Below are 12432 nucleotides of genomic sequence, written 5' to 3'. Positions count from 1 at the left end.
CTTGGCCTAGAAGAGCGAAGATTTTTGAGGGACCGAGACTCGGACCTGGGCGTGCAAGTGTGTGAAGCTTTTCTTCACTATGCGGGCGCGGATGGGACGGGCCTGCGCCCTGCGTTAGACTGGTCGCGTGAGCGAAATGATCGATAATCCTTTTTCCCTTACCGGCCTAACGTATGACGACATTTTGTTGCTGCCTGAAATCACAGACGTCGTGCCCTCCGAGGTTGATACGACCGCGCAGCTAACAAAGAACATCACTCTTAGAATCCCGATGCTGTCCGCGGCAATGGACACCGTTACCGAGGCGCGCATGGCTATCGCGATGGCTCGCCAGGGCGGCATTGGCATCTTGCACAGAAACCTGTCTATCGAAGATCAGGCGCAGCAGGTGCGCCAGGTTAAGCGATCCGAATCCGGCATGGTTAGCGACCCGGTGACAATTCACAAGGAAGCCACCATCGAGGAGCTAGACGAACTGTGTGGCCACTACCGAGTTTCCGGCCTGCCCGTTGTAGACGAGGACGGCAAGCTTCACGGCATCATCACCAACCGTGACCTGCGCTTTATCCCTCCGAGCGAGTGGGCAACCGCAACAGTAGAACAACACATGACTCCCACGCCGCTTATCACCGCGCCCGTTGGGATCGGCCGCGAAGAAGCGAAATCACTCCTCGCGAAGAATCGCATTGAGAAGCTCCCCATCGTTGATGACCAGGGGCGCCTAGCGGGCCTCATCACCGTTAAAGACTTCGTTAAAACCGAGCAGTACCCGGACGCGGCAAAAGACGCGGAGGGTCGTCTTCTAGTTGGCGCGGCAGTGGGCTACTGGGGCGACTCGTGGGATCGCGCAGTGGCGCTCGCGGAAGCAGGCGTAGACGTCCTGGTTGTTGATACCGCAAACGGCGGCGCACAGTTGGCGCTGGACATGATTCGCCGAATCAAGTCCGATGAGCGTTTTGCTGGCATCGACATTATTGGCGGAAACGTTGCCACTACCGAAGGCGCACAAGCACTGATTGATGCGGGCGTGGACGCGGTGAAGGTGGGCGTAGGCCCCGGCTCCATTTGCACCACGCGCGTGGTAGCAGGGGTTGGCGTCCCCCAGGTAACCGCGATCTACTTGGCATCGCTTGCTTGCAAGCCGGCGGGCGTGCCGCTCATCGCTGATGGTGGCCTGCAGTATTCGGGCGACATCGCGAAGGCCATGGTTGCGGGCGCTGACACCGTGATGATTGGCTCCGTGCTTGCCGGTTGTGAGGAGTCTCCGGGAGACCTCGTATTCACCAACGGTAAGCAGTACAAGCGTTACCGCGGTATGGGCTCCGTTGGCGCAATGAGCTCGCGCGGACGTAAATCCTACTCAAAGGACCGCTACTTCCAGGCGGACGTGTCTTCGGATGACAAGATCGTTCCCGAAGGCATTGAAGGCCAGGTGCCCTACTCGGGCTCGCTAGCTGCAGTGATCTACCAGATGGTTGGCGGCCTACATCAGTCGATGTTCTACCTTGGCGCGCCCACCATTGCGAAGCTAAAGGAGAACGGCCGGTTTGTTCGCGTAACCCCAGCGGGCCTGCGCGAGTCGCACCCGCACGACATTCAGATCACGTCCGAAGCCCCGAACTACCACATCAACGAGGGGTAGCGGGCCAAGGAGTACTTGGCAACCAGCTGAATTAGCGTAGCTGCAGGCCGGGAAGCTAAACCAACCAGGTGCGGTTGATATGGGCTTCCCGGCCTTTGCTATGCAAGTACGCCTCAAAATCGGCAGCCCAAATCGCGTGCGCCTGTTTTTGATACTCGTGCAGATTGTCCAGGCTGTACATTGCTAGGCGAGGGTGCTTTCGAATCATTTGCCCCAGCAGATCTAAAGTTGCGCGCGTGTCCACTTCCGCATCGTGCAAAGACTCATCGGCACTAACGCCATAGGCCTTCATTAGGTCTGCCAAGGTGCGTTTGCCGCGTCGCCTGGGAACAAGAGCGCGATCAAGTACCAGCGGGTCAATAACCGGGCGGATCGCACCTAAACGCTGCGTCAGCGTGGGTAGTTGCATGCGGGCGAGTTCGGCCTCCATGAGCCCCAGGTCAAACCCCGCATTAAACGCAACCACGGGAATACCACTACCGAGCGCCTGGGTTAGAGTCTGCGCGACCTCCTCCAACACCTCGAGGTGCGGGCGCCCATGTTCGCGCGCATACTCCGTGCTTATCCCATGTACCTTCTGGGCAGCTTCGGGGATCTCAACACCCGGATCCGTCAGCCAATTCGAGACCTCATCGACGTCCTCTCCTCGAAAAATAATCGAGGCTGTAACCAGCCGGCTACTACTTGGAGTAACCCCCGTAGTCTCCGTATCAAAACCCAAGAACGGGCCGGCAATCCAAGACATGGATCCTCCTTAACGTTTCACTACGTAGAGCTTATACGCCCATACGGACAACTATTTGAACAAGCATCACGCAAGGCTCGTATCATGGAAGTGTGACTGAGACGATTAACATTGGACGCGGCAAACAAGCCCGCCGCGCATACTCGCTGGACGACGTGGCAATCGTCCCCTCCCGGCGCACGCGCGACCCTGAAGACGTTAACACGTCCTGGCAAATCGACGCGTACAACGTGGATATTCCCGTCCTTGGCGCGCCAATGGACTCGGCCATGAGCCCCGAAAACGTGATCGCACTAGGCAAACTGGGTGGCATTGGCGTCCTCGACCTCGAAGGCCTGTGGACCAGGTATGAGGACCCCGAACCCGTCTACGAGGAAATCCGCGGCCTACCTGCGCGCGCCTCTAACCGCCGGCTTCAAGAAATCTACGCCGAGCCCATAAAGCCTGAACTCATCGGCCAGCGCCTTAGCCAGATTCGCGAGGCCGGAGTTGTGGTTGCCGGCAAGCTCTCCCCGCAACGCACCCAAAAGTACTGGCGCTACGTTGTTGATGCCGGAGTTGACCTGTTCATCATTCGCGGCACCACGGTATCTGCAGAACATGTATCCAGCAGGGTGCAGCCACTCAACTTAAAGCGCTTCATCTATGAACTCGAAGTGCCCGTCATCGTGGGCGGGGTAGCCAACTACAACGCCGCCCTACACCTAATGAGGACGGGAGCGGCCGGCGTGCTCGTGGGCTTTGGTGGGGGAGCCGCGCACTCCACCCGCCAACTCCTCGGAATCCACGCACCCATGGCAACAGCGCTCGCGGACATTGCGGCGGCTAGGCGCGACTACCTCGACGAATCTGGCGGTAGGTACGTGCACATCATCGCTGACGGAGGTATTGGGCTTTCTGGAGATCTGCCCAAGGCAATCGCCTGCGGCGCGGATGCAGTCATGCTCGGTGCAGCCCTCGCTCGCGCCAAAGAAGCCCCCGGAAGCGGATGGCACTGGGGATCGGAGGCTTACCACCCCGAAGTTCCCCGCGGACACCGCGTACACGTGGGCACAGTTGGCAGCATGGAAGAAATCCTCTTCGGCCCGTCCTCACGCGCCGACGGCACCGTTAACTACATCGGTTCGCTCCGTCGCACCATGGCAACCACCGGCTACCTGGAAGTCAAAGAACTCCAACGCGTGGACATGGTGGTGGCGCCCTACGAACCGCACTAAAGGTTCCTCACCAATATTCGATACGGCACCGCCTGCCTGGGCATGCGTGCAAACCGCCCCCAGCATGGCCCCCGTGTTAGACAATAGAAGTAAGTGCGCGCACGTCGCGCGATCAACGATGAAGGAGAACTAATGACCGAAATCGAATACCGCATTGAGCACGACACGATGGGTGAAGTTCGCGTTCCCAAGAACGCCCTCTACGCCGCACAAACGCAGCGTGCAGTTGAGAACTTCCCGATCTCCGGGCGCGGACTTTCCGATCACCACATCGCCGCACTCGGCCAGGTGAAGCGCGCTGCCGCGATTGCCAACCTCGAGCTCGGCGTCATCGACCAGGCCACCTCGGACGCTATCCGTGAAGCCGCCGAAGAGGTCATTGCCGGCAAGCACGACTGTGAGTTCCCCATCGACGTCTTCCAGACCGGTTCGGGCACGTCCTCGAATATGAACACCAACGAGGTCATCTCTACCCTCGCCACCCGTATCAAGGGCGACAAGGTACACCCGAACGACCATGTAAATGCGTCACAATCTTCTAACGACGTGTTCCCCACGTCAATCCACATTGCTGCCGCTCAGGCCGTTGATGAGGTTCTTCTGCCCGGGCTTGAAACCCTCGCGAAGTCGCTCGAAGCCAAGGCTGAAGAGTACAAGGACGTTGTGAAGTCGGGCCGCACCCACTTGATGGACGCAACCCCGATCATGCTCGGCCAGGAGTTCTCCGGCTACGCCACCCAGATCCGCTACGGCATCGACCGTGTGCACGCTGCTCTGCCGCGCCTGTACGAGCTCCCTCTTGGCGGCACCGCTGTGGGCACCGGCATTAACACCCCAGCCGGCTTCTCCGAGCGCGTCATCGAGCTCATCGCCGAGAACACGGGCCTTCCGTTCAAGGAAGCCAGCAACCACTTCGAAGCTCAGGCCGCCCAGGACTCCCTCGTTGAACTGTCCGGCGCCCTGCGCACCATCGCAGTGTCACTAACCAAGATCGCTAACGACCTGCGCTGGATGGGCTCCGGCCCGCGCACCGGCATCGGCGAACTTCACCTGCCTGACCTGCAGCCGGGCTCCTCGATCATGCCGGGCAAGGTTAACCCCGTTGTTCCTGAAGCCACCGTCATGGTTGCAGCCCAGGTTATCGGTAACGACGCGGCTATCGCGTTCGCTGGCGCACAGGGCAACTTTGACCTGCTGGTGATGCTGCCCGTCATGGCTCGCAACATCCTCGAGTCGATCAACATCGTTGGCAACGTCTGCACCGTCCTCGCAAAGCGCACGGTTGACGGCCTGATCGCAAACGTTGAACGTTGCAAGGAGCTTGCCGAGTCCTCGCCGTCCATCGTTACCCCGCTCAACCGCATCATTGGTTACGAGAACGCCGCGAAGATCGCCAAGCACTCCGTAGCTAAGGGCATCACGGTTCGCGAGGCCGTGATTGACCTCGGATTCGTAGAGCGCGGTGAGATCACCGAAGCACAGCTTGATGAAGCCCTCGATGTGGCGTCCATGACCCATCCGAAGGCCAACTAGCAAAGCTGAAAAAGGCTCGCGTCCAGCAAGGTTGGACGCGAGTCTTTTTATCTGTGTGGCCCGGTTTCCTCGCATAATCGGTAGTTGGAAAGTGTGCGCTGACTTTGGCACAATCAACCGAGATCCACTTTTGAAAGGGCAAGGCAAGTTGGTTTCTGCTGATGTCGCTAGAGCGCGTGCGGGCGTAACCGCACTGTTCTTCACCAACGGCGCACTGTTTGCAAACTTCGCGCCGAGGTTCCCAGAACTAAAAGACGCATTCGGACTAACCGCAGGAGGCTACGGCCTCATTATCGCGGCGTTCCCGCTAGGCGCCATCATTGGCGGGCCCTTCGCCGCGAAGTTCGTGGAACGTTTTACCTCCGCTAAAGTAGCGGCCTACGGCACGTTCCTGATTGGAATCGCGCTGACTCTTTCGGCGATCCTGGTAGCCGTTGCGCAGGGTGGGGGAGCTATCCTCGTAGTCCCATTCGCCCTTCTTTTCGCGCTCGGCGGAGCAACAGATGCAATCGTTGACGTGGGTCAAAACGCGCACGGCCTGCGCGTACAAAAACGCTACGGACGCTCCATTATTAACAGTTTCCACGCCTCCTGGTCCTTGGGTGCAATGACCGGAGGACTGATGGCTATGGTAGCCACCGCGCTCGCCGTTCCAATCGGCTACCACATCGGATTTGCCGGAGTCCTCTTCAGCCTCGTTGCCCTCATCGCCAGCAAGTGCACCCTCCCGGGACGTGACGGGGAAGATCAAGACGAACCCAGTATTCACCGGCTCTCTGGAAAAACTGGTCTGTTCCCCTCGTTATTGCGCTTTTGCTACTTCTGGCGATTTCCGGTGTGCTCGTCGAAGACATCGCGCAATCTTGGTCCACGCTCTACATGCGTGACTACCTGGGGGCCAGAGCGGCCCTCGCTCCCGCAGCCTACGTGTGCATGCTTGCTTTCCACTTCCTGGGTCGCGTTACGGGGGACAGGTTTGTTGATCAGCTTGGCGCGAAGCACACCATTTTGATGGGTGGTACTCTCATCATTGTTGGTATGAGCGCGGCCCTCCTATTCCAAAACATCTTCGTCACCGTCATTGCCTTCGCCGCAGCGGGCTTTGGCGCTGCCACCACCGTTCCGTTGGCAATGAACGCCGCAGACGACGTCCCCGGACTGAAACCGGGGGTTGGCCTCATGGTGGTCTCCTGGCTCATGCGCGTGTCATTCCTGCTGTTGCCACCGCTTCTAGGCCAAGCGGTTGTCGCAACGTCCCTGCTGGCGCCCATCGTGATCTTGCCTATCGGAGGCGTTCTGGTCATCGCCTCTACGGTTGTGCTTGAAGAGCGCAAACCCGTACAAGATTAGTCCAAAATGATTTTGCTCCGAGGCCATTCAAGTGGCCTCGGAGCAAAACTATAAACGTGGTTCAGCGCTTCACGTGCGGGTGTTTTGCGTAAGAGATGATCGTGGCGGCCAAGCCTGTGGCGGTTACGAGGCCCGCGACGATGACCGCCACTTTCACGGCTACGGTCACCGAAGGGTAGAAAGCTAGGATCAGCAAGGTGGCTCCGTGAGCCAGAGCAATGAACACGAGGGCCCCCAGAATCGGCAAGGACGCGCGGTGCACGTGGCGAACCACCTCGGTATCATCGGACTGCACGGGCAAACGCAGGGGGGAACCTTGCCAGGCGTCCTCTTTCACAATGCTCGCAATCAAAGCTACGCCGAGAGTAGCGGACATTATGAATAGTGCCCCAAAAATCAACAGCAGTGCAGTCACAGCTACCTCTTTTCTAATTCGATGTCGAGGCTATCAGCCAACTTGTCTATGCGCGCAAGCCACGGCGCGGGCGAAAGATCAGATGCGAGCATCAGGCCACCACGGGGCGACAGATTCGCGCCTTCAAGTACACGCGGGCCGTTTGCCAAGGTGGAGCGCTTGAACTGGTTTGTGAAGAAGCGACGCAGGAACACGCGCTCCCACGTGAGGATCTGCTGAAGGTTAAACTCGGCGCGATCCACTCCCTCTAAACCGGCGGGCCAAACACCCTCTTCTGCATTGCTCCAAGCATTCAATGCGCGAAAAGCCGTGAATTCTGGGGACAGACCCAGGTGAACCAGGTAGTAGGCGTTGAAATCCTGCAACGCGTAAGGGCCGATCATTGCCTGCGTAGACTGGGCCTCTTCGCCTTCACGTGTGGGGATCAGCTCCGGTGTGATTTCGGTGTTCAAAATCGAATCCAGCGTGTCATTTACGTCCTCGCCAAAACGATTCGAGGCCATAATCCAACGGATCAGATGCTGCATAAGCGTTTTTGGCACGCCCGGGTTAACGCTGTAATGCGACATGTGGTCGCCAACGCCAAACGTGCACCATCCGAGCATGAGCTCCGAATAGTCGCCCGTACCGATCACCAGGCCGCGCCTGCCGTTGGCAATGCGGAACAAGAAATCGGTGCGCAGACCCGCCTGCACGTTCTCAAACGTCACGTCGTACACTTCTTCGCCGCGTCCAAACGGGTGCCCCATGTCGGCAAGCATTTGGCGGGCGGTATCGCGAATATCGATCACCTCAAACGTTGTGCCCAGAACCTCGCACAGCTTCGTCGCATTGTTCTTCGTGTGCGAGGTAGTGGCAAAGCCCGGCATGGTGAAGGTCAAAATGTCGGTGCGTGGCCGGCCCATGCGCTCCATCGCCTCAACACACACGAGGAGGGCGTGGGTCGAATCTAGCCCGCCGGATATGCCGATAACCGGGTGCGGGTTTCCGGTGGCCTCAAGTCTGCGCATCAGAGCCTGGACCTGCAGGCCAAACATGTCCTCGAGGTCAGATTCCCAAAGCCCCGGATCCGTATCCAAATAAGGGAAGCGGGGAAGCCTGCGCTCTAGCGTCCAGTCGCTGCGCGGTTGCACCCGCACCTGTTGGCTGGCAAACATTTCCTCTTGCGCGGGGCTTGAAAGCTTGTGCTCTGCCTGCAGTCGAGCCAGATCAATATCGGCATAAGTGAGGCGTACACCGGATCCGAACCGGTCGTTTTGTGCCAGTACCTCGCCGGCCTCCACGATGAAAGTCTGCCCGTCCCACGCGTAATCGGTTGTGGACTCGCCTTGGCCAGCACCCGCGTACACAACCGCGAGTTTTGCGGTTCGTGAGGCCTCACGCGCCCGGGCCAAACGACGGCGCGCTGTCCCCGCAAACGCGGGTGCTCCTCCCAAGCTCACAACCAGGCTAACGCCGCGTTTTGCCTGTATCTCGTAGTCGACTGCTTCGTGCAATTGCACGCCGATAGATAGGCCGGGGATATCCAGGACCGTCAGAGATATCTCACCCGCAACAAATAGCGGTTGGTCCAATATGACCGAGTAGGCGGGGGAGGCATCAGAGCAGGAATTAAACCAGCGTTTTCGCATCGGGTCGTTTTGGGCGGGATCAAACCAGATTCCTGCTATTTGGCCGCGGGTGACAGCGATTGCGGCGTTCAGAGTCTTGCCACTTACCCGTAGAGGAGTGCCAAACAGAGCTACTAGGGGCCAATCGACAGAGGCCTGCTTGATGGTCTCTATCGCAGCTTCGCATTCCTCGTGCACAGTGTCTTGGAACAGCAGATCGTCTGCCGTTACTCCTACCAGCGTGAGCTCTTGAAACACGACGACGCTTGCTCCGGCTTCGCTCGCCCGCTTGGCTGCTTCAATGATGCTGGCCGCGTTCGCGGCGGGATCCCCAACCTTGATGGGGATGTTTGCTGCCGTCACACGGGCAAACCCGTTTGCGATGGGGGAGTGAAAGTCGTACATGTTTTTCCTTCACGAATGGCAGGTAAAGCAGGGCTTGGTTATCCCTGATTACGATTTTAGAGCCCAAATTGAAATGGCGCCCCGGTCCGTGAACAAAACCGAACAGCTCGGTCGATTTCTCGCGGGAGCGGGGCGCCACAGTGCTTTAGTCAAGCAGCGACATCGCCTGCTGGGCGATGGCTAGCTCCTCGTTGGTAGGCACAACCATTACTCGCACCTTCGAGTCGGAGGCCGAGATTGTGCGCGGATCCTTTGAACGCAAAACGTTTGCAACCGGATCTAGCGTGATGCCAAACATCTTCAGCTTGTCGCACAGTTCTTGGCGTAGAGCCGAGTCGTTTTCGCCAATACCTGCGGTGAACGTGAGAACGTCCAGACCACCCATTTCGGCAGCGTAAGCGCCAACGTACTTGACCAGGCGGTGTAGTAAGACGTCAAGGGCAAGACGGGCTTCCTTATCTCCGGCGTTTGCGCGGGCGCGAACGACACGCATGTCGTTGTCGCCGGTAAGGCCTTTAAGACCGGAGCGCTTGTTAAACAGCGTGTCGATCTCATCGATCTTCATGCCGCCATTACGCATGAGGTGGAATACAGCCGCCGGGTCGATGTCACCGGTTCGCGTGCCCATCACAAGGCCCTCGAGGGGGGTTAGACCCATCGAGGTGTCTACGGCCTCGCCGTTTACGACCGCGGAAGCGGACGCTCCATTACCAAGGTGGAGTACGATTTGGCGGATGCGCTTGCGTCCCAGCAGGTCATGGACTCGGCCAGAGACGTACTGGTGCGAGGTTCCGTGTGCACCGTAGCGGCGGATCGAGTACTTGTCCGCGGTTTCCTTTTCCAACGCGTATGTTGCCGACTCGTCGGGCAGAGATTGGAAGAAAGCCGTGTCAAAAACTGCCACGTGAGGAACGTCTGGAAGCATCTTGCGCGCTACGTCAATGCCCTTTAGGTGGGCGGGGTTGTGCAGCGGTGCTAGCGGGGACAACTGGTCGATTAGGTTGCGCGTTTGATCATCAATGAGGGCGGGGCCAGAGAAATACCTGCCACCTTGGACCACGCGGTGTCCAACTGCCACGATGTTGGCTTCCTCGAGCTTTGGCCCAACCTGGTCGAATAGGCGCAGGGCTTCGCGCAGTGCTGCGGTGTGGTCGAGGATCGGTTGGTCCATCGCAACCTCTTTGTCTCCGAATCGGTGTTCGGTGTGAGACACGGGTTCGCCGATTCTCTCAGCGATACCCGAGGCGATGGAGATGCCGTCTTCAGGCTCTACCAGCTGGTATTTGAGCGATGAGGATCCGGAGTTGATAACAAGCACCCGGGGAGGAGTTTCACTCATTGGTTGCTTCCTGTCTAGTTCTGCTCGTTGTTGATGCTTTGGGCTTGCACGGCGGTGATTGCAACCGTGTTGATGATGTCTTCCACGAGGGCGCCGCGCGAAAGGTCGTTGACCGGCTTGTTGAGGCCCTGCAAGATGGGGCCTACGGCAACAGCGCCGGAGGAACGCTGCACGGCTTTATACGTGGTGTTACCGGTGTTGAGGTCGGGGAAGATGAACACGGTGGCCTTTCCGGCTACGTCCGAGTTTGGCATTTTCTGCGAGGCAACTACCGGATCGATGGATGCGTCAAACTGAAGCGGGCCATCAACGGCAAGGCCGGGTGCTTTTTGACGTACGAGTTCGGTGGCTTCCCGAACCTTGTCCACGTCCGGGCCGTGGCCGGAGGTGCCGGTGGAGTAGGAGATCATCGCAACGCGAGGTTCCACCCCAAACTGGGCGGCGGTTTCAGCGGACGAAATCGCGATGTCGGCAAGTTGTTCGGCCGACGGGTCCAGATTCACAGCGCAGTCGCCGTAAACGTGTACGCGATCCTTCATCAGCATGAGGAAGGTGGAAGACACGATCGAGGTGCCGGGCTTGGTCTTGATGATCTGGAAAGACGGCACGATGGTGTGCGCCGTGGTGTGGGCAGCACCTGAAACCATGCCGTCCGCATCTCCCATGTGTACCATCATGGTGCCAAAGTAGGACACATCTTGGACCTTCTCGCGCGCCTGCTCCAAAGTCACGCCCTTCTTTGCGCGCAGGCGGGCAAACTCAGCCGCATACTTTTCTAAAAGCTCGGGATCTTGTGGGGACACAATCTGCGTGTTCGCCAGTTCGACGCCTAGCTCGCCTGCACGGGCGCGAATCGCCTCCTCATCGCCAATCAGAATCACATCGGCAACGCCGCGCCGCACAATCGTGTCGGTAGCGTGCAAAATACGATCATCGTCGGGCTCAGGCAAAACGATGCGCATGCGCTTGGCCGCAGCCTTTTCAAGCAGATCAATCTGGAACATGAGCGGCGTGACGTGCGCGGTGCCAGGCGCCTGTGAAATGGCTTCCATCGCGGCCGGATTAATTGAGGCGCGAACCAGTTCGATAGCACGCTCAAGTTTGCGAGGGGTGTGTAGGTGCACGGGGCCGCGGGTGCGCGAAACCCTGTCCGCGGTTTCAAAAGTGCCGGTCGAGGCGGTCATGATCGGTAGGTCTGGAACGAGTTTGCCGACCAGGTCCATAACCTGCGCGGACAGTTCAAAGTCGCCGTTTAGGATGAGGCCGGCGAGGCTCGGCTTGCCCTCAACCGCGTGTGCTGCGGCAACGGTCATCAAAAGCTCGGGGCGATCCGCTGCGGCAATAACGATCTGGCCATCCTGTAGCCGTTCAAGCACGTGTGTGGAGTTCATGCCGCAAACAAGCACGCTCTCGGCCTCGCGAAGCAGATTTGCGCGGTCCCCATTTACCAGTGTGGCGTTGGTGGAGTTCATAATGTCGATGACGCGAGGGGCGGTCAACAACGGGTCTTCCGGGATCACGTAGGTAGGGATCTTCTCGACTTTGCGGCGGTAGTCATCCACATTGTCCTCTGGGACGCGCGTGATAACCACGCCTGCAACGTGCGCGAACTCCTGGCGAGCGGTAGTTACGGCCAGGCGTCCCGCGTCCATGATGTCCTCTGGAGTGCGGTCAATACCGGATAGCACAACGGCCATGTGCGCCCCGATGTTGGCGCTTACTCGGCAGTTGAACTCGAACTCGTCAAAGCCAACGACGCCTTCAAAATCGGAGCCCGAAACGATGACAATATCAACGTTTTCAGACAGCTTGCGGTGTGTGCGCACGATGCTTTCCAAAGCGGAATCAGGGTCCGCGATGTACTCGTCATAGGTGAGGGCGCCAACTGCGGGGCCGGAAATAACGGTGCCGTTGTTGAAGATGTTCAGCATCGCGTCGGTGGATCGGTCTCGCACAATGGGGCGCAGGAGGCCAACCGTCATACCTTTTTCAATAAAAAATGAAGCCAGCCCGATAGTCACCATTGGTTTACCGGTGCGAGGCTCTGGAGAGGCAACGAAAAGCGTGCGTGCCAAAACTATCTCCTTCTAAATAATTTAATGACTCGTTCCAATGGTAGTTAAAAACAACTGTGAAAGTAGAGTCAAAAAGAGCGTAAAGGGCTGAAATGCGCAAT

Annotated in this window: 9 protein-coding genes and 1 pseudogene; 5 read left to right on the top strand and 5 right to left on the bottom strand. The window is 58.5% G+C overall.

Going from position 1 to position 12432, the window contains the following annotated elements; all coding sequences use genetic code 11:
• Positions 1-136 precede the first annotated feature (136 nt).
• Complete coding sequence (gene guaB / locus BQ7114_RS04855; protein ID WP_143236854.1) at positions 137-1642, top strand: IMP dehydrogenase; 1506 nt, start codon at positions 137-139, stop codon at positions 1640-1642.
• Positions 1643-1697: 55 nt separating this feature from the next.
• Here guaB and BQ7114_RS04850 read toward each other — a convergent pair whose 3' ends face one another.
• A complete protein-coding gene (locus BQ7114_RS04850) occupies positions 1698-2387 on the bottom strand; it encodes an exonuclease domain-containing protein (RefSeq protein ID WP_072342718.1) in 690 nt (229 codons plus the stop codon).
• A gap of 92 nt (positions 2388-2479) precedes the next feature.
• Here BQ7114_RS04850 and BQ7114_RS04845 point away from each other — a divergent pair, with 92 nt between their 5' ends.
• From BQ7114_RS04845 to BQ7114_RS08995, 4 genes and pseudogenes are all read left to right on the top strand, one after another.
• Entirely contained in the window at positions 2480-3604 is a 1125-nt protein-coding gene (locus tag BQ7114_RS04845; RefSeq protein WP_072342716.1) for a GuaB3 family IMP dehydrogenase-related protein, read from the top strand.
• A gap of 132 nt (positions 3605-3736) precedes the next feature.
• Complete coding sequence (locus BQ7114_RS04840) at positions 3737-5137, top strand: class II fumarate hydratase (RefSeq protein ID WP_072342714.1); 1401 nt, start codon at positions 3737-3739, stop codon at positions 5135-5137.
• A 55-nt stretch (positions 5138-5192) separates the two neighbouring features.
• Positions 5193-5816, top strand: a pseudogene (locus tag BQ7114_RS09140) (hypothetical protein); the annotation flags it as partial.
• A 158-nt stretch (positions 5817-5974) separates the two neighbouring features.
• Positions 5975-6487, top strand: coding sequence for an MFS transporter (locus BQ7114_RS08995; protein ID WP_230205969.1), 513 nt, complete (start codon positions 5975-5977; stop codon positions 6485-6487).
• 61 nt (positions 6488-6548) lie between these two features.
• On the opposite strand, the gene BQ7114_RS04830 is transcribed toward BQ7114_RS08995, so the two are convergent.
• The 4 genes from BQ7114_RS04830 to pta all read right to left on the bottom strand — a co-directional run bounded on the left by BQ7114_RS04830 (position 6549) and on the right by pta (position 12331).
• Positions 6549-6902 carry a hypothetical protein gene (locus BQ7114_RS04830; RefSeq protein ID WP_072342712.1) on the bottom strand — a complete coding sequence of 118 codons (354 nt, stop codon included), beginning with the start codon at positions 6900-6902 and terminating at the stop codon, positions 6549-6551.
• A gap of 2 nt (positions 6903-6904) precedes the next feature.
• Complete coding sequence (locus tag BQ7114_RS04825; protein ID WP_072342710.1) at positions 6905-8917, bottom strand: NAD(+) synthase; 2013 nt, start codon at positions 8915-8917, stop codon at positions 6905-6907.
• Between the two features lie 145 nt (positions 8918-9062).
• Positions 9063-10256, bottom strand: a complete 1194-nt coding sequence (locus BQ7114_RS04820) for an acetate/propionate family kinase (protein ID WP_072342708.1) — start codon at positions 10254-10256, stop codon at positions 9063-9065.
• A 14-nt stretch (positions 10257-10270) separates the two neighbouring features.
• Complete coding sequence (pta, locus tag BQ7114_RS04815; RefSeq protein ID WP_072342706.1) at positions 10271-12331, bottom strand: phosphate acetyltransferase; 2061 nt, start codon at positions 12329-12331, stop codon at positions 10271-10273.
• Positions 12332-12432: the final 101 nt, after the last annotated feature.

This window comes from Actinomyces urinae (genome assembly GCF_900119695.1).
GTDB lineage: Bacteria > Actinomycetota > Actinomycetes > Actinomycetales > Actinomycetaceae > Gleimia > Gleimia urinae.
Note: the sequence above shows the minus strand (reverse complement) of the source record. Positions and strands in the feature narration are given on the sequence as shown.